Here is a 25,121-nt window from a genome sequence, read left to right as displayed (position 1 = left end):
GCGGATGAGGCGCATGCGCCCCATCCGTCACACCCGGTCCTGCAAATCACTGCGCCACGCGGCGCGGCGCGCTCGGCGCCCGGTCGCTAGGGTGGCCCCATGAGCGCCGTCGCCGGGACCGGGATGCCACTGCGGGACTACCGCATCCACCGGTACGTGAACGCCTTCTGTCCGCGGTGCCACGAAGAGGACCCCGACCGCGACCTGTCCGAGGTGCGGCGGCTGTCCGGCTGGCTCGCGGTGCGCGACGGCCGCGTCTGGCTCGAGCGAGGCTGCCCCGACCACGGCCTCATCCGCACGATGTACGACGAGTCCGCCGAGATCCTCAGCTACCTCGAGCAGTGGACGGCCCCCACGAAGGTGCATGAGCCCGACCTGGCCGGGAACTTCAAGCCCGTGCCCTCGGCGTACGAGGACGGCCTCCCGCAGATGCAGACCCAGCACACCTGCATCCTGCTGCAGGACCTCACCGACCACTGCAACCTGCGCTGCCCCACGTGCTTCGCCGAATCCAGTCCGGCCGCCTCGGCCGTCGCCCCGCTGGCCGAAGTGCTGGCCTCCGTCGACGCGCGCCTGGCCCGTGAGAACAACCGCATCGACGTGCTCATGCTCTCCGGCGGCGAGCCGACACTCTACCCGTGGCTCGAGCAGCTCCTGGAGCACCTCGTGGCCCGGCCCGTCGTCCGCATCCTGATCAACTCCAACGGTCTGCGCATCTCGCAGGACGACGCGTTCGTCGAGACCCTCAAGCGCCACCGCGAGCGCGTCGAGATCTACCTGCAGTACGACGGCGAGAGCGCGCAGGCTTCGACGCACCACCGCGGCGCCGACATCCGCCGCTTCAAGGAGAAGGCGCTCGCGCGCTTGTCCGACGCCGGGATCTTCACGACGCTCACGATGACCGCGGCGCTCGGCGTCAACGACGGCGAGATCGGGGACGTCATCCGCCGCGCGATGACGACCCCGTACGTCGGCGGGGTCACGATCCAGCCCGTGTTCGGGTCGGGCCGGTCGGCCGGCATCGACCCGGAGGACCGGCTCACCCACACCGGCGTCCTGGCGCGCCTCGGACCGCAGACCGACGGGGAGGTCAGCTGGAAGGATCTCACCGCCCTTCCCTGCAGCCATCCGCACTGCTGTTCGGTCGGCTACCTGCTGCAGGACGATTCCGGCGACTGGAAGTCGCTGACGGCGCTGATCGGTCACGACCGGCTCAAGGAGTTCCTCGAGCTCGAGCCCGACCTCATCGCGAACCGCATTGCGGATTCGCAGATCAACAAGGCCATCCGTCAGGTCGTGAAGAACTCGCTCCTCGACCTGCTGAGCGAGCAGTCCTCGCTGTCGCACCCGTCGATGGCGAACATCTGGAGCGACATCTGCCAGAACTGCGACCTCGGCATCGGCACGCTCGCGACCCTTGCGGCATCGGGGCTGCCCGGGCAGCACCAGCGGCTCCGCAAGATGCTCGGCGAGCGCGTCAAGCGCATCACGATCAAGCCCTTCATGGACATCAACACGATGATCGAGGAGCGCCTCACCCAGTGCTGCGTGCACGTCGCGACGGTCAACGAGACGACGGATGCGCATCAGTGCGCGCCGTTCTGCGCCGTGCAGGCGTGGGCCCCTCTCGGCCGCCGGCGCCTGTCCACCGCGACGGGCACGCGCAGCCAGATCCCGGTGAGCGTGGCGCGATGAGCGCGTACGAGTTCAGCGGCCTCAACCAGCGGGACGACTCCGTCGCCGACCCGGCCCCACCCTTCGACCCGCTGCGGCTGTGCGTGTACACGACCGTCGCCCTCATCGCCGCCGTCCTCGGACCGATCGCGGTGCTCGCCTTCGCCGCGGTCGCGATCACCGGCTACGCGAAGGCACGGCGTGCGGGCCTGCTGCGCTCCCGGTGCAAGCTCGGCGACACGCGACTCGTGCTCGCCTACCTCGCGGTGATCGCCGTGGCGGCCGCCGCCGCGGTCCCGATGTGGATCACGCTCTGGGTCTCGGCCTGGACCTGACCGGTGTTCCCGACGCTGCAGGACCTCCTCGGGTGGATGCCGCCGGCTGACACCCACGCGGTCTTCGTGGCGCTGGGGCTCGGCGCCGCCGGCGCCGTCTTCCTCATCGAGAAGCGCCGACGCGGCGTGACCGACCCCCGCATCCCGCACATCGTGCTCGGCGCGCTGCTCGGCGCCGCCCTCTTCTCCCGGCTCGGGACGTGGGCGCAGCACCTCGACCCCACCCGGAACCTCAGCCTCGTCGACCAGCTCGCCTACGGGAACGCGTCGATGCTCAGCGCGCTCGTCGGCGCGTGGCTCGGCGTGCACGTGGCGAAGCGGATCGTCCGCTACCCGGAGCGCACCGGCGACCTGTTCGCGCCGGCCGTCGCACTCGCGATGGGGATCGGACGGATCGGATGCCTGCTCACCGAGCAGCCCGGCACCCCGACCGGGGCGGGCTGGGGCATCGTGCTGGATGCGGATGCCGCGGCGCGCGTAGGGGCACCCGCGGGCGTGCCGCTGCATCCGAGCTTCGTGTACGAGATCGTCTTCCACGTCGTCGCGTTCGCGGCGCTCTGGTGGTGGCTGCGGCACCGCCCGATCGCGGCCGGCGAGACACTCACGCTGTACATCGCGGCGTACGGCGTGTTCCGCTTCGCCGTCGAGTTCGTCCGCGGCAACGACGTGGCCTGGATGGGGCTCACCCGACCGCAGCTGTTCCTGCTCGTGACGATCCCGCTGCTCCTCGCCCGCATCGCGTACAAGTCCTCGCGCGGCCAGTTCCGCGCGTCCGCCCCCGCCGAACCAGGAAGGACGCCGCAGCATGAGCAACAGCACGCCTGAACCGCCCGACGACGAGGATGCCGCCGGCCCGGACGCTCAGCCACCGGCCCCGGGCCCGACACTCCCACCCGACCCGGGTCCGCCGCTGCCACCTGACCCGGGGCCGCCCGTGCCGCCGCCCGGGTACGGCGCTCCCCCGCCAGGCAGCGTCGGCCTGCCGCCCGGGTACGGCGTGCCGCCGGGGTCCGGCCTGCCGCCGCAGGCGGGCCAGCCGACCGGTTACGGCCCACCGCCGCCCGGGTACGGCGTGCCGCCGACGCCGCCCGGACCGGGCATCGGGCTGGGAACCCTGGCCGGCGTCGGTCTGTTCATCCTCGGGGTCGTGCTCTTCTTCGCGACCGGCAGCATGATGCCGGCCACCGACGGCAGTGTGTTCGGCGGCGCCGCGTTCATCCTGCCGTTCTGGCCGTTTTTCGTGATCCCGCTGCTCACCGCGCTGCTGTACTTCCTGCCGGCGTGGCGACGCTTCGCGACCGGGGTGCTCATCATCTTCGCCGCGATGTGGATCGTGCTGGTGGGGCCGTGCATCGTGCTCATCGGCGGGATGAGCACCTACTGACGGGTTCCCTCCGTCCGACCTGATCGCTAGCGTCGAGGCGTGGGCCACATCGAACTGCGCGACCTCGACGACGACGACCTCGACGCCGTCTTCGAGATGATGCGCGACCCCGAGGCCGTGCGGATGGCGGCGTTCACGGCGGAGAGGCCGGATGACCGCGACGCCTTCGACGCCTGGATCGCCCGGGAACGCGCCGCGGAGGACGTGACACTGCTCGTGGTGACCGATCGAGGCGGGTTCGCCGGCACCGCCGCGGCGTTCACCGTCGACGGCGATCGCGAGGTCAGCGTCTGGATCAAGCGACAGTCCTGGGGACACGGCGTCCGGGGCGGCGGCGCTGCGTCTGCTGATCTCGCACGAGGCGGAGCGTCCGCTCTACGCCCGCGCCGCCGCGCACAATGCGGCCGCCCTCGCCGTCCTCGAGCGCAACGGGTTCACGGAGGTGTCCCGCAGTGTCGTCTACGCCCCCGGCCTGGGCCGCGAGGTCGAGGAGGTCGTGCTCACCCTCGTCCCCGCACTCGACGGGTACTGAGCTCAGCCATCCCGCCGGACGCCGCCCTTCGGCGGCGGACGGTGCGGCACGGGCACCGGTTTCGTATGCCGTCCGGTGCGCGTCGTGGACGTCGACGGATCGGGGGGCGTGCGGGGCGCCGACGACGGTTCATCACGCCCCGATGCGGGATGTCTCATGTCGGCAGACTGCCTGCGCGCCGCGAGGGTACGCAGGGGCTTGACACCGCCCAGCCCCCCGGCTACCGGCCGCGGGTCAGGCGGAGAGGTCGCCGTCGCCCGGGTCGGCGGGCTCGGGCACGATGTGCAGCCCGGTCGGCGAGTTCGCCGTGAACATGAGCGCCTCGGTCCACGCGCGGTTCAGTCGCAGGGGGCGGCTGCCGTAGTACTTGTAGACGAGCGAGGCCTGCGGGTGCAGCCAGATGGAGGTGCGACCTTCGCCGATGCTCTTGTCGTCGCGCCACGTGAAGTGGAACGACTCGCCGCGTCGAAGCTTGTTGCCGATGACGAGCTGAACGTGCGCCATCGTGCGGTCGTCGAAGTCCACCTTCACGGTGCCCTCGTAGATGAACTTTCCCACCGGGTCGAACCTCCCAGGATCCGGTCCGTCGCCGGATGCGACCATCGGAGCCCAGGCACCATTATGGTGGCCGTATGGGGATGATCTATTACGGCGGTTCAGCCACGCCGATCCACATCGAGGATCGCACCCTCGCGCACCTCAAAGTCGTCATCGCGACGAAGCTGCGCCGCTCTGAGAGTTTCACGGTGTCCTGGCAGCATCCCGACGACCATCCGCAGGGCCGGACGACGCTGTGGCTGCACCCCTCCATCCCTCTGCGCTTCGTCTTCGACGAGCCGGAGGCGCCGCCGCTCAGCCGCGAGTGGATCGAGGAGCTCGCGAACTCCGCGAACTCCTCGGGAGGGATCACCCTCGTTTCACACCACTTCGAAACCGAGGATGAGGAACCGGCTTCCTGACCTCAGCTCGGGATGAGCTTGTCGGAGATGTCCACGATCGGCCCGGTGTCCTCGCCACCCCCCTCGGGGATCGGGATGACGGCCAGCGGAACCCCCGGGGTGATCAGCAGGTACGCCGTACGCGGGGCGCCGTCGCCGTCGTTCACCTGGATCCAGGCGGGACCGCTCGCCGCCATGGCCGCCTCGATGTCGGCCTGCACATCCTCCAGCGTCCGCTGACCGACGCTGTACCGCTCGCCGCCGTAGTAGATGTCGATCCGCTTCACAGTTCGGTTCCCTCCTCGATCGCCTGCTCGGCCGGCTCCGGCACGAGGTACAGGCCCGACGGCGAATTCGCCGTGTAGGCCAGCGCCTCGACCCAGGCCATGTTGAGCTGGGGGCGGCGGCTGCCGTAGTACTTGTAGACCAGCGAGCAGTGCGGGTGCACCCAGATGGTCGTGCGGCCGTCGCCGATGCTCGTGTCGTCCTTCCAGGAGAAGTGGAACGATTCCCCGCGGCGCAGCTTGGTCCCGATGACCAGCTGGAGGTGTGCGAGCTGGCGGTCTTCGAAGTCGACCTTCACAACCCGGTCGTACGTGAGCTTTCCCATGATCAGGCCGTGGGCGTGCGGTTCTCCGCACTCACCATCCACGCGAACTGCTCGAGGCTCTCGAGGATCGCGTGCAGGATGTCGGCGCTCGTGGGGTCCTCTTCGTCGACGGCATCGTGCACATCGCGGCACGTTCCGATCGTGGCCTCGAGTCGCTCGGTGACGAGGTCGATGACATCGCCCGTCGCGATCTCTCCCTGGGGGAACTCCGGCAGCGTCGTGGTCTCGGCCACCGTGTCGCTGCGCCCGTCGGGGAGGGCGTGCAGCGCCCGCATCCGCTCGGCGACGGTGTCGCTGAACCCGCGCGCGGCCTCGATGATCTCGTCGAGCTGCCGATGCGTGTCGCGGAAGTTCTTTCCCACCACGTTCCAGTGCGCCTGCTTCCCCTGGGATGCCAGCTCGAGGAGGTCCACCAGCACGGCCTGCAGCTTCTCGCTGAGCTCCTGGGACGCCCGGAACCCGTTCTCCGCGTTCTGCTTGTCCGTGAGCTGCGCGCCCGCACTGGGACGCCGCTTGTTCTTCGGGGAGGTGTTCTTCGGGGAGGTGTTCTTCGGGGAGGTGTTCTTCGCCTTCTGCGTCGTGGCCATGTCGAGCCGCCTTCCTTTCCGGGTGGGTCTCGAACGATACGCACTCCCGGGGTCTGGAGCATCGGGGTTGCGCCCGCCTGATGCCGGTGGTAACGAGCCGCCTACCCAGCCCGGACCCCTCTCGTCAAGCCCTTGGCCGTCCTTCGCCGCGCGGGAGAGAGTGGCGGAGAGGAAGGCGGGGAGCATGGCACAGGACGTGATGACAGGGCGGACGCGGGCGTCGCTCGCGACCTCCGCGGAGGATGTCGACGGCCTCGGCGTCGACGTCCCGGCGACGCTGGCCTGGGTCACCGAGCTGGCTCCCTCCCTCCCCCTGCCGGGGCAGGGGGCCACCGCCGATCTGTGGGGCGCCTTCGCCGATGCCGCTGCGCTGGACGTCGGCGCCGCGCGCATCCTCGAACCGCACGCGGACGCGCTGGCGATCCTCGATCAGGCGGCGGCCTCGGGGATGGACACGTCGGACCTGCGCCGCACGCTGCGCGTCGACTCCCGCAGCACCTGGGGTGTGTTCGCCGCCGAGGGACCCGGCACGCGTCTGGTCGCAGAGCGTCGTGAGCACGGCGCGTGGGAGCTGTCCGGAACCAAGCCCTGGTGCTCGCTGGCCGCGCACCTCAGCCATGCACTCGTGACCGCGTGGGTCGGGCCCGAGCAGCGACGCCTGTTCGCCGTCGACCTCCGCGACGACGGCGTCTCGGCCCGCACCGGGCCGTGGGTGTCGCGGGGACTCCACCAGGTCGTGAGCGCGCCGGTCGACTTCGCGCATGCGTTCGCCGTGCCGGTGGGCGCGCCGGGCTGGTATCAGCGCCGTCCGGGCTTCGCGTGGGGCGGCATCGGCGTCGCGGCGATCTGGTGGGGCGGCGCACGCCCCCTGGCGGACGCCCTCGCCGCCGCGGCCGCATCCGAGCGCGCCGATCAGCTCGCCCAGGCCTACGCGGGGGCGGCGGATGCCGCGCTCTGGGGCGCCGGGACCGCCCTCGCCGAAGCAGCCGCGCTCGTCGACGCGGGCGAGCTCGATGACGCGGGTGCCCGACTGCTGGCCGCCCGGGTTCGTGCCGTCGTCAGCGACGCCGTCGAGCGGGTACTTGACCTGAGCGACCGCGCACTCGGCCCCGGGCCACTCACGGCAGACGAGGAGCACGCCCGCCGCGTCGCCGACCTGCGCGTCTACGTCCGTCAGCACCATGCCGAGCGCGACCTCGCCCGGCTCGGTTCGATGGTCAGGTCTTCGTGAGCGTCGTCTTCGACCACCGCGACGCGGGCACCCCCGAGTCGGCGTGGGCAGGTGCAGGAGCGACCGCGCGAACGCTGGAAGTGCCGGAAAGCCTCGTCGTCTTCGCGGCGCACCCGGATGACGAGACGCTGGGCGCCGGCGGGCTCATGGCCCTCGCGTCCGCAAGCGGCGCGGAGGTCTCGGTCGTCGTGGCGACGGACGGAGAGGCGGCGGACGCGGCGGACGGCGGGCTGCCGGGCCGACGCAGAGTCGAGCTCATCGCCGCCCTGCGACACGTCGCGCCGCGCGCCCGCATCCGATTCCTCGGCCTGCCGGACGGCGGCCTGCGCGAGCACGCCGCGGAACTGTCCGCCGCGATCGCGGACGAGGTGTCCAGGATCGACGTCACGACGACGCTGCTCGTGACGACGTGGTGGGGCGATGGGCACCGCGACCATCGCGTGCTCGGCGAAGCGGTGCGCGCGGCCGCGGGAGGCGCGACCGTCGTCGGCTACCCCATCTGGTACTGGCACTGGGGCGATCCGGAGGCTCCGGATCCCGGGCCGTGGCGCGCGGTCGCTCTCGACGATGAAGCGATCGCCGCGAAGGCGGCGGCGATCGCGGCGTTCGCCTCGCAGTCGGCGGGGGCGGAGCCGATCCTGCACGACGGCATGCTCGCGCACTTCCACCGCGGGGTGGAGCTGTTCGTCGCGGCGGAACCCGAGCGGTCGCGCGCCTCTGTGCCGCCCGCCGAGTTCGACGCGTTCATCTCCCGGCACGACGATCCGTGGGGCTTCGAGACCCGCTGGTACGAGGAGCGCAAGCGCGCGCTGCTCCTGGCGAGCCTCCCCCGTGCCCGCTTCGACAGCGCACTGGAGCTCGGCTGCGCGACGGGCGTGCTCACGGCGGAGCTCGCGGCACGCTCCGGCCGCCTCCTCGCGGTGGATGCCTCCGCGGAGGCCCTGCGCCGGGCCGCGTCCCGCGTCGCGGGAGTGGAGTTCGCCCGCCTCACGCTCCCCGAGCAGTGGCCGGAGGGGCGGTTCGACCTCATCGTCCTCTCCGAGGTCGCCTATTACTGGTCGGCGGACGACCTGCGCCTCGCCCTGGCCCGCATCCGGGCGTCGCTCTCCCCCGGCGGGGTGCTGGTGGCCTGCCACTGGCGCCACCCCATCGACGGCGCTCCCCTCGACGCCACCGGCGTGCACGCGGCGATCGCCCGCATGGGGCTGACCCGGTCCGTTCGGCATGCGGAGGACGATTTCCTCCTCGAGGTGTGGGCGTCACCGGGTGCACCATCCGCGGCCGAGGCGGAGGGCCTGCGATGACGCGGCGCATCGACGCGGTGGCGGTGGTGGTCCCCGCGCACGACGAGGAGGAGCTGCTCGGCGCCTGCCTCGACTCGATCGCCGTCGCGGTGCTCGCGGCCCGTGCCGTGGTCGACCGCGTGGACGTGCATGTCGTCCTCGACGCCTGCCGCGACGGGTCGGCGGCCATCGCGGCGGCGGCGGGGGTGCACGTCACCGCGATCGACGCGCGCGCTGTCGGCGCCGCCCGCGCGGCGGGGGTCGCGCAGGCGATGGCCCTCCTGCCGGAGTACGACCTGAGACGCGTCTGGACCGCCCACACGGATGCCGACTCCGTCGTCCCGCCGAACTGGATCACGCACCAGCTCCTGCACGCCCGCCGCGGCGCCGACCTCGTGATCGGGACCGTCCGGCCCGACTTCGACGACCTGACGCCGGAGCAGACCGCCGCGTGGTGGGCGACGCACACCCCGGGTGTCGCGAACGGCCACGTGCACGGCGCGAACCTCGGCATCCGCGCGTCCGCGCTGCTCGGGATCGGCGGGTTCCCCCCGGCGTCGGCGCACGAGGATGTGCGCGCCGTCGAGCTGATCCGACGCGCGGGCGGGCGCGGCGTCGCCACCGACGCCGCGTGGGTGCGCACCAGCGGCCGGCGTCAGGGCCGGGCGCCCGAGGGCTACGCGCGCTATCTGCAGGAGGGCCTCCTGCAGCGCGCCCGGCAGGTCGGCGCACCGGACACGCGGGAGATCTCGCTCCTCTAGCCGGGCGGCCGGCGCCCTGTCAACCCGTGGACGCGACCGTCCCGCGCGCGGGAGCATGGCGTCATGACCTCACTCGCTGTCATCCTGCTCATCGTCGGCGTCGTCCTGCTGCTGCTCGGCGTGTTCGTCGAGGCCGCGAAGTTCCTCCTCTGGATCGGCCTCATCATCGTGATCATCGCGGTGATCGCCTGGCTGCTGCGCTTCGTCCGCCGCCAGACCTGACGCCCAGCACGCGGAGAGGGCCGGAGCGCATCGCGCTCCGGCCCTCTTCCCGCCCGGGGTCACACCCCCAGGGGGCGTTCGCCGTACATCCGCATCCACTCCTCCTCGAGCGCATCCTCGAACTCGTCGACCTCGTCCAGGAGGGCGTCCTCCGGGACGGCGACGGCGGTTCGCGGTGCCTCTGGGGCATGCAGCGCCACGCGCATCTCGGCGTCGGCGAGCAGGTGCGCGAGCGTCGTGTAGACGTCGGTGCCGCCGGGATGGGCGACCCAGGTGGCCTCGTACGACTCGTCCGCGGCCTGCTCGACATAGGCGATCACGCTGGCCGCTTCACATGCCGCGACGTCGCGATCGCGCAGCCGCCAGGACCGTTCATCGAGCGGCTCGAGCACGAGCCGCGGCGCGATGGGGATTGCCATCACTCCTCCTTCACGAAGCTCACGCGGCGGCGGGCACCGCGTTCAGCGGTCGCGCCGTCTCGCGTGCGTCGAGCGTCATGCCGCCGGTGGTGTTGGCATCCTCGGCGAGCTGCTTGATGAGCTCCCGATCGAGCGCCTCCGGCTCAGCGGAGCTGAACACGAAGCGCAGGGGGATGGCCGGCTGGATCCAGAGGGTCGTGCGGCCGGCGTCCTCGCTGCTCGGGTGCAGGATGTTGAGCGCGAAGCTCTCCTGGCGGCGCAGCTTGGTGGTCGCGACGAACTTGAGGTGCGCCAGCAGTCGGTCCGAAACCTGGATGGGCTCACCGGCACTTCCGTAGTACAGCTTTCCCATGGCGATGGTCCTCTCGCTCTTGGTGTTCATGATGGTGGCGGTCACGCGGCCTGGGCGGTCAGCTGGAGGCGACGCTGCCGCCGCCGTACCGCCATGATGTCCGCGAGTCCGCCACGTCCGATGGGCCGCATGCGGGGGATCATCCCCGTTCCGAGGCCCACGTGGGGTGCCGTGACCGGCGCGGGGACTGATGCGACTGCGTGCGTCTCGGTGGTCATTCGTCGCTCCTTCTGTCGGTGCCGATCTCGGCGGATGTGAATCTAACTAAATATGTATCACACTTGCTGTGTTACTTTCCAGCTGTCACACAGCATTGCGTATATACTCGTCTCAACGCCATCGCGATAAGGTTCCGATAACGCCGACGTCGCCGCGGATTACGAGGATTTCCGGAGGTTGATATGCCGAAGCTGGTCATGCGGCACGAAATCGAGCACCTCTACGCCGATCCCCCGTCGTCGGCCGAGGGGCAGCGCCTGAGTGCCGCGATCCTCCGGCTTCGGGAGGCGGAGAGGGTCCAGGCTCAGCGCACGCTGACGCGTGCCGGGCTGTCGCACCTCGATCTGTCCGCTCTGCGCTATCTCGTGCAGGGCTACCGGGACGGGCGGGACCTCAGCCCGAAGGACCTCATCGTCATGCTGGACACGTCCAGCGCCACGGTGACGAACGTCGTCGACCGGCTCGTGCACCGCTCCCTTATCGAGCGGGTGCAGCATCCGCACGACCGTCGCGCCCACTACCTCGTGCCGACCGAAGAGGCGATCGCCCGGGTCGATGAGGCGTTCGCCGCGCACCACCGCGCCGTCGTCCAGGTGATCGAGTCCCTGTCCCCCGAGGAAGCGCAGATCGGCGCGGACATCATCACGAAGCTCGCCGACTCGCTCGACATGCTGGCCGAGGCCGACGCGAAGGCGCGCTGAGGCGTCAGGCGATGGTGGCGCCGAAGAGCGTCCCGACCGCGAATGTGGCGCCCAGCGCCAGCAGGCCGCCGATCACGGTGCGCACCACCGCGCGTCCCCGGCTGGAGCCGCCGATCCAGGCCGCGACGTAGCCCGTGAGAGCGAGCGCCGCCAGCACCGCGATGAAGGTCCAGACGATCCGTGCCGGATGCGGCAGCAGCAAGATGGTCGCGAGCGGCAGCAGCGCGCCGATCGTGAAGGCGACGCCCGACGCGAACGCCGCATGCCAGGGGCTGACGACGTCGTCCTGGTCGATGTTGAGCTCCATGGACAGGTGCGCCTTCAGCGCATCTTTCTCGGTCAGCTCCACGGCCACCAGACGGGCCGTCTCGGGCTTCAGACCCTGCGCCTCGTAGAGTCCGACGAGCTCTTCGAGCTCCTCTTCGGGCTCCTCGACGAGCTCCCGGCGCTCCTTCGCGATGAGCGCCCGTTCGCTGTCGCGCTGGCTCGACACCGAGACGTACTCGCCCAGCGCCATGGAGATCGCGCCACCCACGAGGGCAGCCGCTCCCGCGAGGAGGACCGGAAGCGACTCGGAGGTCGCACTCGCGACGCCGACGACGACGGCTGCCGTCGAGACGATGCCGTCGTTCGCGCCGAGCACGCCGGCGCGCAGCCAGTTCAGACGCTGGGAGACGCCGGCGGCATGCGGTTCACCGGCGTGTCCGACGGGAGTCGGGACGCTGGAGGGTGTGGTCATACCGCCAGGTTAGTCCTCCGCGGCGCGAACTGCAGGACCGAGTGTGACGGGTGGGACAGGAGTGCCGTCATCCGCCCCACCGGCACCAGCTGCTCCTGCACTTCGCCTCACGCATGCCCGCCGACGAAGCTCCGCTGCTCGACGAGGGGGCAGGTGAACACGTCGCGCTCGCCGAGCCCGACGCGGTTGATGTAGCGGACGACGATCGCATACGAGGCCAGGAGTCCGACGCTCGCGTACGGGACGCCGTGCTCACGGCAGTACTCGGCGATGATCGGCGCCGCCCGCCGCAGGTGCGGGCGAGGCATGGACGGGAACAGGTGGTGCTCGACCTGGTAGTTCAGTCCACCCATCGCGACGTCGAGCACCCGGCCGCCGCGCACATCCCGGCTCATCATGACCTGGCGGTGCAGGAAGTCGAGCTTCATGTCGCGCGGCACGATCGGCATCCCCTTGTGGTTGGGGGCGAAGGAGATGCCCATGTAGAACCCGAAGAGCCCGAGCTGCACGCCCAGGAACGCGAACGCGACACCGGGCGACAGCACGAGGAAGACGAGCACCGCGAAGCCGACGATCCGCACCAGCATGAAGGCGATCTCGACCCACCGACGATCCAGGTGCTCGCGCACCGCGACCCGGCGGATGCCCGACGCGTGCAGCGAGACGCCCTCGAACAGCAGGATGGGGAAGAAGAAGATGCCCTGGTGCGCCCGCAGCCACTGGATGACGCGACCGCGGGGACGCGCACGCTGCTCCGGCGCCACGACGATGACGGGGAGCTCGATGTCGGGGTCGGCGCCGATCTTGTTGGGGTTGGCGTGGTGTCGGGTGTGCTTGTGCTGCCACCAGCCGTAGCTCATCCCGACGAGCAGGTCCCCGAGGACCAGGCTCGTCCAGTCGTTCCACCGTCCGGACACGAAGATCTGGCGGTGCGCCGCGTCGTGGCCGAGGAAGGCGATCTGCGTGAAGACGACGGCGAGCACGGCGGCTGTGAACATCTGCCACCAGGTGTCGCCGATCACCGCGAACGCGACGAGGCAGGCGGCCAGCAGCACCGGCAGGCCGATGAGTTTGGACCAGTAGTAGCCGTATCGCCGGCGGAGGAGACCGCTGTCGCGGACCTTCTGCGCCAGTTCCGAGAACTCGCTGACCGTCCGACCGGCCGTGCGGTCGGTGCGGGGGATGGTGCGGATGACGTCCACGATGCCCTCCTCGTGTTCAGGGCTGCGACGCGTACTCCGAACGGTACGCCCGCAGTCTGTACGCCTCACAGGTTCGCGGGCACGCGCGCGCGAGTCGGCATAGCGCGGTGGGATGCCGATGGCAACCCGCTGCCCGGTCGCCCGGATCTCGCGCATACTCGCGTGTGTGACCATCGCCGCCGCGCAACCCGCCCCGCGTCCGCCCCGGCGGGTGGACGTGGACGACGTGGCGTTCCGGGTGATCTCGGCGGGTCCGTCGGCGGCATCGGCGGCACTCCCGCCGACCGTGCTGGTGCACGGGATCGGCGCCTCGCACCGCTATCTCTCCCGCCTCCATGCGACCCTGGCCGTGGACGGCGCGGTGCACTCCATCGACCTGCCGGGGTACGCGGGTCTTCCGAAGCCCGGACGGGACCTCCCGGTGGAGGCGATGGCACACGGTCTCACCGCCGTCATCGCCGGGCTCGGCCTCGGACCCGTCGTCCTGGTCGGTCATTCGATGGGTGCGCAATGGGTCGTCGAGGCGGCGGCGCAGCGTCCCGACCTCGTGACCGACGTCGTCATCATGGGACCCGTCGCGGATGCGGCGCACCGGACACTGCCCGCCCAGCTGAGCGCGCTGGCGCTCGACACGCTGGGCGAGTCCCCCACCGTCAACGGCATCGTCTTCACCGACTACCTCCGCTGCGGCGTGCCCTGGTACCTGGCGCAGGTGCGGCACATGCTGTCGTATCCGATCGAGGAGCGCGTCGCCGCGCTCGACGTGCCGCTCCTCGTCCTTCGCGGCGCCCGCGATCCGATCGCCGGCCGCGAGTGGTGCCGGGCGCTGCGGGATGCCGCCGCGTCCGCCACGCTCGTCGAGATCCCCCGCGGCTTCCACGTCGTCCAGCACACGGCGCCGCGCGCCGTGGCATCCGCGATCCGGGCTCTCACGGGGCGTGCACAGGTGACGGCGTGATCCGGCTGGTGCGGATCCTCGTGTGGTGGGCACGGGACTACGCCTACGCGGGCCTCTGGCAGCTGCGCGCTACCTTCAACCGCACCGACCCGGCGACGTTCCGCACCGGCGACCGGACGCCGATCGTCGTCCTGCCGGGCGTCTACGAGACGTGGAAGTTCATGCAGCCCCTCGTCGGGGCGCTGCATGGCCGGGGTCACCCGGTGCACGTCGTCGAGCTGCTGCGCCGCAACCGGCGCCCCGTCGCCGAGATGGCCGAGAAGGTGACCGCGTACCTCGTGCAGCACGATCTCCGGGATGTCGTCCTCGTGGCGCACAGCAAGGGCGGGCTGGTCGGGAAGCAGGTCATGGTGGGGCCCGCCGGCGGCCGCGTCCGGTCGATGGTGGCCGTCGCCACGCCGTTCGGCGGGTCGCGCTACGCCCGGCTGCTTCCGGCGCGGACCCTGCGGATGTTCTCCCCGCGGGATGCCACGATCGTGGCCCTGGGCGGTCAGGCGACGTTCAACCCCCGTATCGTCTCGATCTACGGCACGTTCGACCCGCACATCCCCGAGCGCAGCGAGCTGGCCGGGGCCCGGAACATCATGCTCACGACGGGCGGGCACTTCCGCATCCTCGCGCACCCGCGTGTGCTTGCGGAGGTGGAGACCGCCGCCGCCTGACCTGTCGGGATCAGGCGGCCTCGACGCGGGTGCTTCCGGTGTCGCGGATGCCGAGCCAGGAGACCACGCCCCCACCGGCCATCAGGACCGCGCAGACGACCGCGGCCCGGTGCAGGCCCGCCAGATCGAGGTCCCCCGCGACGATCAGCGCGAGCGAGGCGATCGTGAGGAGTCCCGCGATGCGGGCCACCGCGTTGTTCACGGCGGAGGCGACCCCCGCGTGGGCGGCCTCGATGGAACCGAGGATCGCCGCCGTCAGAGGAGCGACGGTGAGGGCGAGACCCAGCCCGAAGACCAGCATGCTGGGCAGCACCTGCCACCAGTAGGAGAACGAATCCGCGACCGTCAGCAGCAGGAGGCAGCCCGCTGCCATGACGAGCGGACCGACCGTCATGAAGATGCGGGCACCCCAGCGGCCCGCGAGGGCTCCGGCCCGGGAACTCAGGAGGACGAGGAGAACCGTCGACGGCAGGCTTGCCAGGCCGGCGGCCGTCGCGGAGAGTCCGGCGCTCTCCTGCAGATACACCGCGACCACCACGCCGTTCAGCGACAGTGCGCCGTAGATGAGCAGGGTGGCCAGGTTGCCCGCGGAGAAGTTCCGCACCCGGAACAGCTCGAGCGGCAGCATGGGCGAGGTGACCCGCCGCTGCCGGAGCACGAATGCGACCAGGAGGTCGACACCCGCGACGCCGGTGCCCCACACGAGGGGGTCCTGCCACCCGAGACGGGCCTGCTCGATGAGCGCGAAGACCGTCGCGCCGAGACCGACGGCGCAGAGCGCCGCGCCCAGCCAGTCGACCCGCGCACCGGGCTGCCGCACGTCGTGGACGCCCATCCGTGGCACGAGGAGGAGGGTCACCGCGATCGGGACGACGTTGATGAAGAACGCCCACCGCCAGGAGGCGAGGTCGATGAGCAGGCCGCCCAGGAGCGGCCCCACGAGCATGGCGGCGGTCGTGAGCGCCGTCCAGATCCCGATGGCGCGCGCCTGGACGGCATCCTGGAACGTCGAGGTGATGAGCGCGAGCGAGCTCGGCACGAGGAAGGCCCCCGCGGCACCCTGCAGCGCCCGCGCTGCGATGAGCACCGTCGGATCGGGGGCGAGCCCGACGGCGACGGAGGCGATGCCGAACCCGATCAAACCCAGGCGGATCACGACGACGCGGCCGAAGGCGTCGCTGACGGAGCCCGCGAGCAGGATGAGGGCGCCCAGCGTGATGAGGTAGGCGTCCACGGCCCATTGCTGCGTCACGAGCCCGCCTCCGAGCTCACGGCTGATGGCGGGCAGCGCGACGTTGACGATCGTGCCGTCCAGGAACGCGACGAAGGATGCCAGCACGGCGACCGTCAGGACGATCCGGGACGGGCCGGTGATCGGTGCGCTCATGCGGTCAACCTACGCCGCTGACGGGGGTGCCGGGGCGGATACCGGTGTCTACAGTGGGATGGATGACGGGAGCCGGAGGTCGGATGCGGGCACTCATCGCGAGCGGCGCGGGGCGGTACGCCGACCCGTGGCATCCGTTCCCGCGCACGACGCCGCTCGTGTCGGCCACGCTCGCGGATGCGGGGTTCGACGTGAGCGTCGACGACGACGTCGACCGCGCACTGACCCGCCTCGGCGGCGTCGATCTCCTGGTGCTGCACGCGGGGGCGCCGTCGGATGACGCCCCGCCGCCGGACGATGCCGCCGCCGGACTCGCCGCCGCGGTGGCGCGGGGCATCGGCATCCTGGCCGTGCACATCGGGATCCGCTGCCTGCAGGCGCATCCGGGCGGGCCGGGGCTGCTGGGTGGTCTCTGGGTGGACGACGTCTCCTGGCATCCGCCGCTCGGCGTCACGCCCATCCGCGGCGGCGTGCTGCCGGGCGGTGGGCCCATCGCCGACTTCGAGGTCGAGGATGAGCGCTACCTCGGCCTGCAGCTCCTCGGCGAGCGCGTCGAGGTCGCCCACCACGTCCACGAGGGGACGTCGGCGCCGACCGCGTGGGTGCGTGAGGTCGGCGCTGCCCGCGTCGCGGTGGACCTGCTCGGCCACGACGAGCGCTCCTACGACTCCGCGGGCCGCCGGGCGATGCTCGCAGCGCTGGCAGGCTGGGCCGCTCGCGGCTGACGATGCCGCACACGGATGGCGTTGCGGCGGGCCGTCAGACGAGGTCGTCGTCTCCCTGGACGAACGTGGAGAGCTCGGTCTCCTCTGTGATGGGGCGGGAGGGCCGCACCTTCGCGGCGCGCAGCTGCAGTTCCGCGATCACGTCGGCGTCGGGCGGCACTTCGTCCAGGCCGGCCACCGGCATCGTGTAGAGCTGACTGGCCGGGCCGATGAGGAGCTCGGCCTTCGTCGACCGGCCCTCCTCGTCGACGGCGGGCACAGCGACGACATCCGATGCATTCGCCTCCGCGAGCGCGGACGCATAGTCCAGGAGCGCCGCGGCCGTCTCATCCGCCATGAGGATCGAGTCACCGGTGTAGTGGAGTCGCTGCATGACGCCATCCTCTCCGACGCTCGCCCCGCACGCTTGGGGGTTGCATCTGCCCGGCACGTGTGCCTACCCGCCGTCCGGCGGTGCTCATCCCTTCAGCCCTCCCGCGCTGATGCCCTGGATGATCTGTCGCTGACCGAGGAAGAAGATGATGATCATCGGGATCGTGGCGATGACGCTCGCGGTGACGATGATCTCCCAATGCCACTCGCCGCCGAACCCGAACGCATCGACGAGGGACTTCAGCCCGCGGGGGATCGTGAACGTCGACGCGTCGCGCAGGTAGATCAGCGCCCGCATGAGGTCGGTCCAGACGGCCTGCACTTCGAAGACGAGCGTCACGGCGAGGGCGGGTCTGCTCAGCGGCAGGGCGATCCGCCAGAAGACCCCCCATTGCGTGGCACCGTCGACGCGGGCTGCGTCGAACAGGTCCCGCGGCAGGCCGAGCATGAACTGCCGCAGCAGGAAGACGTAGAAGGCGCTCGCGAAGAGGTTCTGCGCCCACATCGGCACGAGCGTGCCGACGAGGCCGAGGGAGTTCCAGATGAGGAATGTCGGGATCATGGTGACGGCGCCGGGGAGCATCATCGTCGCCAGGACCAGACCGAACAGCGCGTTGCGCCCGCGGAAGCGGAAGTACGCGAAGCCCCACGCGACCATCGCACTGGAGATCGTGACGGCCACCGCTGCGAGCACCGTCACGATGAGGGTGTTGAGCAGCCACAACGCGAGAGGCGCCTCCTGCCACACGCGGAGATAGTTCTCCCAGGTGAAGGTCTCCGGGATGAGCCGGTTGTCGAAGACCTGTCCACGCGGCTTGAAGGAGGCGCTGATGAGCCACACGAACGGGTACGCGAAGATCACGGCGAAGACGGCCAGCGCGAGGCCGATGAGCACGCGGCTCACCCGGCGCGGCGTGCGGCGTGCCTTCCTTCGGTCGGGGATGCCGTGGGGCTCGTCGCCGTCCGGGGCGACGGCGGGAGGCCTGGTGGCGGAGAGGGTCATCGCGCGTCCTCCCCCTCGTAGTAGACGAGCCGCCGCGAGATCACGATCTGCACCGTCGTGACGACCATGATGAGCGCGAACAGCAACCAGGCGAGCGCGGACGCGTAGCCCATGTGCAGGAACTCGAACGCCTGCTGGAAGAGGTAGATGACGTAGAACAGCGCGGCGTCGTTGCTGTAGGTCGTGTTCCCGGCCCCGAAGAACGCGGTGTAGGCCTCGTCGAAGGTCTGCAGCCCGGCGATCGTGTTGACGATGACGATGAAGAACAGGGCCGGACTGATCATCGGCAGCGTGATGCTCAGCGACTGCCGCCAGAATCCCGCCCCGTCCAGCCGTGCGGACTCGTACAGCTCCTCCGGGACGCTCTGCAGGGCAGCCAGGAGGATGATGACCGACGCGCCGACGGTCCACAGGCTCATGACGACGAGACCGGGCTTCACCCATGCCGGGTCGGTGGTCCAGGAGGGCCCGTCGATGCCCACGACCTCGAGGGCTTGGTTGACGAGACCGTTCTGTCCGTTGAACAGCAGCAGGAAGAGCACGCCGACGGCGACGGGCGGCGTCATCTTCGGGAGGAAGAAGATCGTCCGGTAGAACCCCGACGCGCGGCCCGCACGGTGCAGCAGGAGGGCGAGCAGCAGGGACACGATGACGCAGAGCGGAACCTGCAGAGCAGTGAACAGGAACGTGTTGCCGAGCGCGAGACCCACCTTCGGGTCGCGGAACATCTCCGCATAGTTGTCCAGTCCGACGAAGCTGGGGTCGTTGATCACGTCGTAGTCGGTCAGCGACAGGTAGGCGCTGTAGATCAGCGGCCAGGCGGTGAAGACGACGAAACCGACGAGCCAGGGGCTGAGGAACAGGAACGCCGCACCGACGTTCCGCCGGCGGGCGCGGGCGCGCGAAGCATCACGCGCCCGCTGCGTCGCCGCGACGGCCGTGCTCATCCTCAGTCACTCGATTCCAGCTTGTCCCAGCCCTCGTCCAGCGCGGCCTGGGCCTTCTCCTGGGCCGCCGCGAGCGCGTCGGCGGGCTCCTTCTGACCGTTCAGCACGGCGTTGACGGCATCGAACATCGCCGACTTGAACTCGGCGTCGGCGGGGTTCGCGGGGAGGCTGAAGGTGTCGTCGTTCGCCTCGTACATCTTCTCCACCGCGGACGCCCACGGCTCGTCTTCCGCGGTCGTCATGTCGCGGATCATCGCGTCGGCCTTCGTGTTGCCGGTGAGGATGCCGGTGAACGCCTTGCCCTCCGTGTTCCGCGCCTCGAGGCGGGCGTTCGCGGCGGCCTCCCACGCGTCCAGCGACGTCATGACGCGGGCGAAGCGACAGGCGGCCGCCGGGTTCTCCGCCCCGGTGGGGATCACCCACGCCGACCCTGAGGCGTACGCGAGCGGCTCCCCCTTGCGGTCGCGCACCGTGTCGAAGGCGACCGGAGCGTCCGGCGACACATCGTTGAGGACGTTGACATACCACTGCTCCATGGGCATCGCGCCGAGGACGTTCGTCGCGAACTGGTTCCCCTCGCCGAAGAAGTCCGCGGAGTCACGGTAGGCCTTCACGGCGCTGAATCCGCCCTGCGCGTCGTAGATGCCGACCGCCCATTCGAGCGCCTCGACGACGGCAGGATCGTCCAGCTGCGCCGTCCTGCCGTCCTCCGAGATGAGCTCGGCACCGTTGGCCTTCGCCCAGAGCGGCAGGAACTCCGGGAGCTTGCTGTCGACGCCGATCACGGAGAGCTTGCCGGACTGCGCGACCATCATCCTGTCGGCCGCATCGGCCATGCGGTCCCAGTCCGACCCGTTCACGTCATCCAGCGAAAGCCCTGCCGCGTCGAGCAGGTCCGCGTTGGCCATCGTCAGCTGCACGGTGTTGAACTCCGGGATGCCGTAGACGTCGTCGTCGAGGGTGACCTGGGCGAGGCCGGACTCCACGAAATCGTCCGTTGGGATCCCCTCCCCCTCGATGCAGTCCTCGAGGGGGACGATCGCGCCGCGGGCGGCGAGGGATCCCACCTGATCCCGGTTGGCGTACACGAGGTCCGGCGGCTGCCCGGTCGCGATCGCGGACAGCAGCTGCTGCATGTCGAGATCGCCCTCCGCGAGCTCTACGTCGACGTCGCCGACCGCCTCCTTCGCCAGGTCGAGCCGTGAGGTCGCGACCTCGTCCACGCCGGAGAAGCCCATGATGGACAGCGATCCGGTCAGGTCGGCGTCCGGGCTGTATTCGGTGTCGTCGTCCTCCGTCCCGCCCGTGCCCTGCGCGCAGCCGGTGAGACCGCCGAAGAGCGTGAGCGCCGCGGCCGCGGCGAGGAATCGTCTGGATGTCGTACGCACGATGGCCCCCTGCGATGTGTTCCCTGCGCGCCCGGCAGTGGGCGGTGGCGAGAAGATAGGGCGGGGGCGGAACGCGCCGGAGGGGCTTGACAGTCGACGAGAGCGCGAGTAGTCCGCGGTGCGTCAGGACCGGACGAGGGGACCCCGCTCCGGGTCCGCGGAGCGCGCGCCGCGGCGCCTCGCCCACCGGGTCGCGAAGTACAGGATGACGCCGACGACGAGAAGCGCCGCGGCGAACAGCCAGACGATCGGCCGCTGCTGTGTGAGCAGGAGGACGCAGGACCCGATGCCGAGATACGGGATGACCGTCCACACCCGGAAGTGCTCGTGCTCCACGGCATCCCGCCGCAGAACGAGGACCGACACGTTCGCGCTCAGGAAGACGAACAGCAGCAGGAGCACCACGGTCTCGGCGAGGGTGGCGAGGTCGCCGACGAGGGTGAGGAGCATCGCGATCGCGGTCGTCCCGAGGATCGCGACCCACGGGGTCCGGCGTTTCGGGAGCACCCGGGACAGCGCCGACGGCAGCAGCCCCTGCTCGGACATGCCGTAGGCCAGACGGCTCGCCATGATCATCGTCAGGAGGGCTCCGTTGGCCACGGCGATGAGCGCGATGAGGCTGAACAGCCAGGACGGGACGGCGACGCCGCTGGCCTCCACGACGGCCAGCAGCGGGCCGGTGGACTCGGAGAGCTCGGCGGCGGGGAGCGCGATCGCGCTCGCGAGCCCGACGAGGACGTAGACGACACCCGCCGTCAGGAGGGCACCGAAGAGCGCCCAGGGGTAGGAGCGGGACGGATTCTTCACCTCCTCGATCACGTTCGCGGACGTCTCGAACCCGACGAAGGAGTAGTAGGCGATGATGGCGCCGGCGAGCACGGAGGTCGCCGCGCCGGCGCCGTCCGGCAGGGCGGTGACGCGGGCGACGTCGCCGCCGCCCCCGGCGAGCATGAGGCCCACGACGGCGATGACGATGACGAGCCCGCTCACCTCGATCACCGTCATGACGACGTTCGCCGCCATCGATTCGCGGATGCCGCGGGCGTTGAGCGCCGCGACGACGGCGAGGAAGACGAGCGCGACGGGGATCACGGGCAGCTGGAGGAACGTCTGGAAGTACTCCCCGGCGAACGCGAGGCTCAGACCGGCGGCGCTGACGACCCCGGCGGCCAGCATGCTGAACCCGACGAGGAAGGACACGAGCGGCATCCGGAACGCCCGCTCCGCGAAGACGGCGGCGCCGCCGGCGCGCGGATACTTCGTGACGAGCTCCGCGTACGACCCCGCCGTGAGCATCGCGAGGGCGAGCGCGAGCAGCAACGGCGCCCACAGCATCCCGCCCACCCGCTCGGCGAGCACCCCCATGAGCGCGTAGATGCCGGCGCCGAGCACATCGCCGAGGATGAAGAAGAACAGCAGCGGTCCGGTGATGCCGCGGTGCAGCTTCGTCGTCGGTTCCGTGTCGACGGTCATGCCATGTCCCTTCCTGCTCCGCCGTGCACAGCCGGAGAGCGAGTCTGTCGAACAGCCTGAGGCACCGAGCGGAAAACCGCGAAGGGCTTGACGTCGTGGGCATCCCTGTGTCCGTGGGCCGGTCCGTTTCCACACCGCGGCGCGAGATGCAACCCCCCTGCGCCCACGACGGGTCGCGTTTAGAACCGGAGGCATGAAAGCGATGACGTATCGGGGGCCGTACAAGATCCGCGTGGACGACAAGCCGGAGCCCCGTCTCCAGCATCCCAACGATGCGATCGTGCGGGTGGAGCTCGCCGCGATCTGCGGCTCGGACCTGCACCTGTACCACGGCATGATGCCCGACACCCGGGTGGGGCACACCTTCGGTCATGAGTTCATCGGGACGGTCGAGTCCGTGGGTGCGTCCGTGCAGAATCTGCGGGTCGGCGACCGCGTGATGGTGCCCTTCAACATCTTCTGCGGCTCGTGCTTCTTCTGCGCACGGGGCCTGTACTCCAACTGCCACAACGTCAACGCGAACGCGACCGCCATCGGCGGCATCTACGGCTACTCGCACACGACCGGGGGCTACGACGGCGGTCAGGCCGAGCTGGTCCGCGTCCCGTTCGCCGATGTGGGACCGACCGTGATCCCGGACGACATCCACCCGGAGGATGCGCTGCTGCTGACGGATGCGTTCTCGACCGGGTACTTCGGGGCCCAGCTCGCCGACATCGTCGAGGGCGACACCGTCGTCGTGTTCGGGGCCGGACCGGTCGGGCTCGCAGCGGCGCGCTCCTGCTGGCTGATGGGCGCGGGGCGGGTGATCGTCGTCGACCACATCGACTACCGGCTGCGCAAGGCCGAGCAGTTCGCGTATGCGGAGACCCTGCACTTCGGGGAGGTCGACGACGTCGTCCGGACTCTCAAGAAGATGACGGACGGCCTCGGAGCAGACCGGGTGATCGATGCCGTCGGCGCGGAAGCGGACGGTCACGTCATCCAGCACGTCACCTCCGCGAAGCTCAAGCTGCAGGGCGGGTCGCCCGTCGCGCTCAACTGGGCCATCGACTCCGTCCGCAAGGGCGGCACCGTCTCGGTCATGGGCGCCTACGGGCCCCTCTACAGCTCCGTGAAGTTCGGCGATGCCATGAACAAGGGCCTCACACTGCGCATGAATCAGGCGCCGGTGAAACGGCAGTGGCCGCGACTGTTCGAGCACATCCGCGCCGGCCGCATCGCGCCACGCGAGTTGATCACGCACCGGTTCGCGCTGGATGACATCGCGGAGGGTTACCACGTCTTCTCGTCGAAGCTCGACGGGATCATCAAGCCGATCATCACCCCGGTCGCCTAGGACGAAGGAGGACGACATGCCGTACACCGCCGACAAGCCCGGCCGCCCGCACGACCCCGAGGCCCTGCGGGCCCGCATCCCGGGGTGGGGCGCCGACCTGGACCCGGCCGACCGCCCCGCCTTCCCTCGCGAGCAGCCCGGGATCGCCACCGGCGCCCACTGGGACCTGCCCGAGCAGCAGCACGGATTCGGTCCGCGGGAGAAGTCCGTCGAGCACACCCGGCTGACACCGGTCTTCGGCACCGCGCAGCCGCTGCACGGCGTGGCCGGCGGGATCCGCCGCCTCGCGTACGCGCGCTACAGCGAAGGGCAGACGGCGCACTGGCTGCTGCTGGTCGCGGCGGACCGGGTGGACTCCGCGGGCGCGCACCTGGCATCCCTCGCCTCACGCCGCCCGGACGACCCGATCACCCAGTCCGGGGTCCTCGGCGAGCGCGGACGACACCCGATCGCCTCGAGATTCGGGCGCGGGCGGGTCGATCTGAAGCACGCGTGGATGGATCCCGTGCTGGTCGTGGGCCCGTGGGTCCTCGCCGCTGTCGGCCTGTTCCGATTCGGGCGCGCGCTCGTGGTGTCGCGAGGAGGTCGCTGATGGCCATCGAGGTGAACCGGCCCGCCGTCGAGAACGCCCGCAGGCTCATCCGTGCCGGCGAGGTCGTCCGGGACGACCGCGACGCCTGGTCGGAAGCCGCCCCCACCGCCGACGAGGAGAACAGCTTCATCGAGGAGCACGGGTGGACGGAGTTCTCGCACTGGCATCTCGGGATCGACAAGGAGCAGAACCGGGAGACCAAGGGCGCGTACTCGTTCCCGTTCGGCGACTTCCGCAAGGTGCACCGCTCCGGCGTGATCGCGGGCGAGAGCCGGGCGGGGCAGCACGACCACACCGAGATCCGCGACGAGCTGCGCGCGCTCCTCGAGCTCATCGACGCGGAGTGAACGGCGGGTCGGCGTGATCCGGGTCGGCACCTCGGGCTGGAGTTACGACCACTGGACGGACGTCCTCTACCCGCCGGGGATGCCGGCCGGGCAGCGTCTCGCGCGGTATGTCGAGGCCTTCGAGACCGTCGAGCTGAACGCGAGCTTCTACCGCTGGCCGCCCGATGCACGGTTCGCGGCGTGGCGTGAGCGGCTCCCGCCCGGCTTCGCGATGACTGTGAAGGCTCCCCGCGGCCTGACACACGGAAAGCGCCTCTACGATCCGGAGGTGTGGCTCGAGCGCATGACGCGGGGGTGGCGGGCGCTCGGCGACCGGGCGGGCTGCATGATCGTGCAGCTCCCGCCCGACATGCAGCGCGACGATGACCGACTGGACTACTTCCTCGCCCGCATCCCCCAGGGGATGACGACGGCCGTCGAGCTGCGCCACCCCACCTGGAACGACGATGACGTCTTCGCCCTGCTGGAGCGGCACGGCACGGCGTACTGCGTCGTCAGCGGCGCGCACATCGAGTGCATCCTGCGCGCGACGTCTCCGACCGTGTACATCCGCTTCCACGGTCCGAGCCACGACCGGCTGTACGAGGGCTCGTACTCCGACGACGATCTCGGGTGGTGGGCCGACCGCATCCGGGAGTGGTCGGCGACCGGGCACGACATCTGGGCGTACTTCAACAACGACGGGCACGGTCACGCCGTCCGCAACGCCCTGACCCTTCGCCGGTTCCTCGGCGTCTGA

32 protein-coding genes and 1 pseudogene are annotated in these 25,121 nt (G+C 70.6%); 18 read left to right on the top strand and 15 right to left on the bottom strand.

What is annotated here, in order from left to right:
* Positions 1-99: 99 nt before the first annotated feature.
* From BR85_RS13150 to BR85_RS15730, 5 genes and pseudogenes are all read left to right on the top strand, one after another.
* On the top strand, positions 100-1,695 hold the full coding sequence (locus tag BR85_RS13150) for a radical SAM protein (RefSeq protein WP_036273082.1): 1,596 nt from the start codon (positions 100-102) through the stop codon (positions 1,693-1,695).
* Positions 1,692-2,009: a hypothetical protein gene (locus BR85_RS14985; protein ID WP_028497080.1), complete on the top strand. Its 318-nt coding sequence runs from the start codon at positions 1,692-1,694 to the stop codon at positions 2,007-2,009. Before BR85_RS13150 ends, BR85_RS14985 begins: the two co-directional genes overlap by 4 nt.
* A 3-nt stretch (positions 2,010-2,012) precedes the next feature.
* Positions 2,013-2,834, top strand: a complete 822-nt coding sequence (locus BR85_RS13140; RefSeq protein ID WP_028497079.1) for a prolipoprotein diacylglyceryl transferase — start codon at positions 2,013-2,015, stop codon at positions 2,832-2,834.
* Entirely contained in the window at positions 2,815-3,393 is a 579-nt protein-coding gene (locus tag BR85_RS15475; RefSeq protein ID WP_092897046.1) for a hypothetical protein, read from the top strand. The genes BR85_RS13140 and BR85_RS15475 overlap by 20 nt, the downstream gene beginning before the upstream one ends.
* Positions 3,394-3,489: 96 nt before the next feature.
* Positions 3,490-3,657: pseudogene (locus BR85_RS15730) on the top strand (GNAT family N-acetyltransferase); the annotation flags it as partial.
* 502 nt (positions 3,658-4,159) lie between these two features.
* On the opposite strand, the gene BR85_RS13125 reads toward BR85_RS15730, so the two are convergent.
* A complete protein-coding gene (locus tag BR85_RS13125; RefSeq protein ID WP_028497077.1) occupies positions 4,160-4,483 on the bottom strand; it encodes a DUF7882 family protein in 324 nt (107 codons plus the stop codon).
* 74 nt (positions 4,484-4,557) lie between these two features.
* On the opposite strand from BR85_RS13125, the gene BR85_RS13120 reads away from it, so the two are divergent.
* Entirely contained in the window at positions 4,558-4,884 is a 327-nt protein-coding gene (locus BR85_RS13120; protein WP_028497076.1) for a DUF7882 family protein, read from the top strand.
* A 2-nt stretch (positions 4,885-4,886) separates the two neighbouring features.
* Here the strand turns inward: BR85_RS13120 and BR85_RS13115 are convergent, their stop codons facing one another.
* The 3 genes from BR85_RS13115 to BR85_RS13105 are packed head-to-tail and all read right to left on the bottom strand — an operon-like array spanning position 4,887 to position 6,060.
* Positions 4,887-5,150: a hypothetical protein gene (locus BR85_RS13115; protein WP_036273080.1), complete on the bottom strand. Its 264-nt coding sequence runs from the start codon at positions 5,148-5,150 to the stop codon at positions 4,887-4,889.
* Complete coding sequence (locus BR85_RS13110; protein WP_028497075.1) at positions 5,147-5,473, bottom strand: DUF7882 family protein; 327 nt, start codon at positions 5,471-5,473, stop codon at positions 5,147-5,149. Before BR85_RS13110 ends, BR85_RS13115 begins: the two co-directional genes overlap by 4 nt.
* A 2-nt stretch (positions 5,474-5,475) precedes the next feature.
* Positions 5,476-6,060, bottom strand: coding sequence for a Dps family protein (locus BR85_RS13105; RefSeq protein ID WP_028497074.1), 585 nt, complete (start codon positions 6,058-6,060; stop codon positions 5,476-5,478).
* A gap of 184 nt (positions 6,061-6,244) precedes the next feature.
* Between BR85_RS13105 and BR85_RS13100 the strand changes: the two genes are divergently transcribed.
* The 4 genes from BR85_RS13100 to BR85_RS15555 all read left to right on the top strand — a co-directional run bounded on the left by BR85_RS13100 (position 6,245) and on the right by BR85_RS15555 (position 9,557).
* Positions 6,245-7,291, top strand: a complete 1,047-nt coding sequence (locus BR85_RS13100; protein ID WP_231478728.1) for an acyl-CoA dehydrogenase — start codon at positions 6,245-6,247, stop codon at positions 7,289-7,291.
* The gene (locus BR85_RS13095; RefSeq protein WP_028497073.1) at positions 7,288-8,595 is read left to right on the top strand and encodes a bifunctional PIG-L family deacetylase/class I SAM-dependent methyltransferase; all 1,308 of its coding nucleotides are present in this window, start codon (positions 7,288-7,290) and stop codon (positions 8,593-8,595) included. The genes BR85_RS13100 and BR85_RS13095 overlap by 4 nt, the downstream gene beginning before the upstream one ends.
* Positions 8,592-9,335 carry a glycosyltransferase family 2 protein gene (locus BR85_RS13090; RefSeq protein ID WP_051526385.1) on the top strand — a complete coding sequence of 248 codons (744 nt, stop codon included), beginning with the start codon at positions 8,592-8,594 and terminating at the stop codon, positions 9,333-9,335. The genes BR85_RS13095 and BR85_RS13090 overlap by 4 nt, the downstream gene beginning before the upstream one ends.
* A gap of 63 nt (positions 9,336-9,398) precedes the next feature.
* Positions 9,399-9,557, top strand: a complete 159-nt coding sequence (locus tag BR85_RS15555) for a hypothetical protein (protein ID WP_166657818.1) — start codon at positions 9,399-9,401, stop codon at positions 9,555-9,557.
* 59 nt (positions 9,558-9,616) lie between these two features.
* On the opposite strand, the gene BR85_RS13085 is transcribed toward BR85_RS15555, so the two are convergent.
* From BR85_RS13085 to BR85_RS15470, 3 genes are read right to left on the bottom strand one after another with little or no spacing between them, the layout of a single operon-like run.
* Positions 9,617-9,976, bottom strand: coding sequence for a hypothetical protein (locus BR85_RS13085; protein ID WP_036273078.1), 360 nt, complete (start codon positions 9,974-9,976; stop codon positions 9,617-9,619).
* A 19-nt stretch (positions 9,977-9,995) separates the two neighbouring features.
* Positions 9,996-10,373, bottom strand: a complete 378-nt coding sequence (locus tag BR85_RS13080; protein ID WP_331280855.1) for a DUF7882 family protein — start codon at positions 10,371-10,373, stop codon at positions 9,996-9,998.
* Entirely contained in the window at positions 10,370-10,546 is a 177-nt protein-coding gene (locus tag BR85_RS15470; RefSeq protein ID WP_155947983.1) for a hypothetical protein, read from the bottom strand. The genes BR85_RS13080 and BR85_RS15470 overlap by 4 nt, the downstream gene beginning before the upstream one ends.
* A 183-nt stretch (positions 10,547-10,729) precedes the next feature.
* On the opposite strand from BR85_RS15470, the gene BR85_RS13075 reads away from it, so the two are divergent.
* Entirely contained in the window at positions 10,730-11,248 is a 519-nt protein-coding gene (locus tag BR85_RS13075; RefSeq protein ID WP_028497071.1) for a MarR family winged helix-turn-helix transcriptional regulator, read from the top strand.
* Positions 11,249-11,252: 4 nt separating this feature from the next.
* Here BR85_RS13075 and BR85_RS13070 read toward each other — a convergent pair whose 3' ends face one another.
* Both BR85_RS13070 and BR85_RS13065 read right to left on the bottom strand, forming a co-directional pair.
* Complete coding sequence (locus BR85_RS13070; protein ID WP_028497070.1) at positions 11,253-11,987, bottom strand: VIT1/CCC1 transporter family protein; 735 nt, start codon at positions 11,985-11,987, stop codon at positions 11,253-11,255.
* 107 nt (positions 11,988-12,094) lie between these two features.
* Positions 12,095-13,189 (bottom strand): fatty acid desaturase family protein, encoded by a 1,095-nt coding sequence (locus BR85_RS13065; RefSeq protein WP_028497069.1) that lies wholly within the window; start codon positions 13,187-13,189, stop codon positions 12,095-12,097.
* A gap of 166 nt (positions 13,190-13,355) precedes the next feature.
* On the opposite strand from BR85_RS13065, the gene BR85_RS13060 reads away from it, so the two are divergent.
* Positions 13,356-14,147: an alpha/beta fold hydrolase gene (locus BR85_RS13060; RefSeq protein WP_231478725.1), complete on the top strand. Its 792-nt coding sequence runs from the start codon at positions 13,356-13,358 to the stop codon at positions 14,145-14,147.
* Positions 14,144-14,809 carry an esterase/lipase family protein gene (locus BR85_RS13055; RefSeq protein WP_028497067.1) on the top strand — a complete coding sequence of 222 codons (666 nt, stop codon included), beginning with the start codon at positions 14,144-14,146 and terminating at the stop codon, positions 14,807-14,809. The genes BR85_RS13060 and BR85_RS13055 overlap by 4 nt, the downstream gene beginning before the upstream one ends.
* Positions 14,810-14,819: 10 nt before the next feature.
* Here BR85_RS13055 and BR85_RS13050 read toward each other — a convergent pair whose 3' ends face one another.
* A complete protein-coding gene (locus BR85_RS13050; protein WP_028497066.1) occupies positions 14,820-16,196 on the bottom strand; it encodes an MFS transporter in 1,377 nt (458 codons plus the stop codon).
* 62 nt (positions 16,197-16,258) lie between these two features.
* Between BR85_RS13050 and BR85_RS13045 the strand changes: the two genes are divergently transcribed.
* Positions 16,259-16,921, top strand: coding sequence for a ThuA domain-containing protein (locus BR85_RS13045; RefSeq protein ID WP_081782812.1), 663 nt, complete (start codon positions 16,259-16,261; stop codon positions 16,919-16,921).
* Between the two features lie 34 nt (positions 16,922-16,955).
* Here the strand turns inward: BR85_RS13045 and BR85_RS14980 are convergent, their stop codons facing one another.
* From BR85_RS14980 to BR85_RS13020, 5 genes are all read right to left on the bottom strand, one after another.
* Positions 16,956-17,294 carry a hypothetical protein gene (locus BR85_RS14980; RefSeq protein ID WP_051526384.1) on the bottom strand — a complete coding sequence of 113 codons (339 nt, stop codon included), beginning with the start codon at positions 17,292-17,294 and terminating at the stop codon, positions 16,956-16,958.
* An 84-nt stretch (positions 17,295-17,378) separates the two neighbouring features.
* Positions 17,379-18,296, bottom strand: a complete 918-nt coding sequence (locus BR85_RS13035; protein ID WP_081782811.1) for a carbohydrate ABC transporter permease — start codon at positions 18,294-18,296, stop codon at positions 17,379-17,381.
* Entirely contained in the window at positions 18,293-19,243 is a 951-nt protein-coding gene (locus BR85_RS13030; protein WP_028497063.1) for a carbohydrate ABC transporter permease, read from the bottom strand. The genes BR85_RS13035 and BR85_RS13030 overlap by 4 nt, the downstream gene beginning before the upstream one ends.
* Before the next feature lie 2 nt (positions 19,244-19,245).
* The gene (locus BR85_RS13025; protein WP_231478724.1) at positions 19,246-20,631 is read right to left on the bottom strand and encodes an ABC transporter substrate-binding protein; all 1,386 of its coding nucleotides are present in this window, start codon (positions 20,629-20,631) and stop codon (positions 19,246-19,248) included.
* A 123-nt stretch (positions 20,632-20,754) separates the two neighbouring features.
* The gene (locus BR85_RS13020) at positions 20,755-22,104 is read right to left on the bottom strand and encodes an APC family permease (RefSeq protein WP_028497062.1); all 1,350 of its coding nucleotides are present in this window, start codon (positions 22,102-22,104) and stop codon (positions 20,755-20,757) included.
* A gap of 193 nt (positions 22,105-22,297) precedes the next feature.
* Between BR85_RS13020 and BR85_RS13015 the strand changes: the two genes are divergently transcribed.
* The 4 genes from BR85_RS13015 to BR85_RS13000 are packed head-to-tail and all read left to right on the top strand — an operon-like array spanning position 22,298 to position 25,121.
* Entirely contained in the window at positions 22,298-23,443 is a 1,146-nt protein-coding gene (locus BR85_RS13015; RefSeq protein ID WP_028497061.1) for a zinc-dependent alcohol dehydrogenase, read from the top strand.
* Between the two features lie 16 nt (positions 23,444-23,459).
* Positions 23,460-24,035, top strand: a complete 576-nt coding sequence (locus BR85_RS13010; RefSeq protein ID WP_028497060.1) for a hypothetical protein — start codon at positions 23,460-23,462, stop codon at positions 24,033-24,035.
* Positions 24,035-24,382, top strand: coding sequence for a hypothetical protein (locus BR85_RS13005; protein ID WP_028497059.1), 348 nt, complete (start codon positions 24,035-24,037; stop codon positions 24,380-24,382). The genes BR85_RS13010 and BR85_RS13005 overlap by 1 nt, the downstream gene beginning before the upstream one ends.
* 13 nt (positions 24,383-24,395) lie before the next feature.
* Entirely contained in the window at positions 24,396-25,121 is a 726-nt protein-coding gene (locus tag BR85_RS13000) for a DUF72 domain-containing protein (protein WP_028497058.1), read from the top strand.

The sequence above is a fragment of the Microbacterium sp. UNCCL10 genome, assembly GCF_000746195.1.
Classification (GTDB): domain Bacteria; phylum Actinomycetota; class Actinomycetes; order Actinomycetales; family Microbacteriaceae; genus Microbacterium; species Microbacterium saccharophilum.
This window is presented reverse-complemented; position numbering and strand designations above follow the sequence as displayed.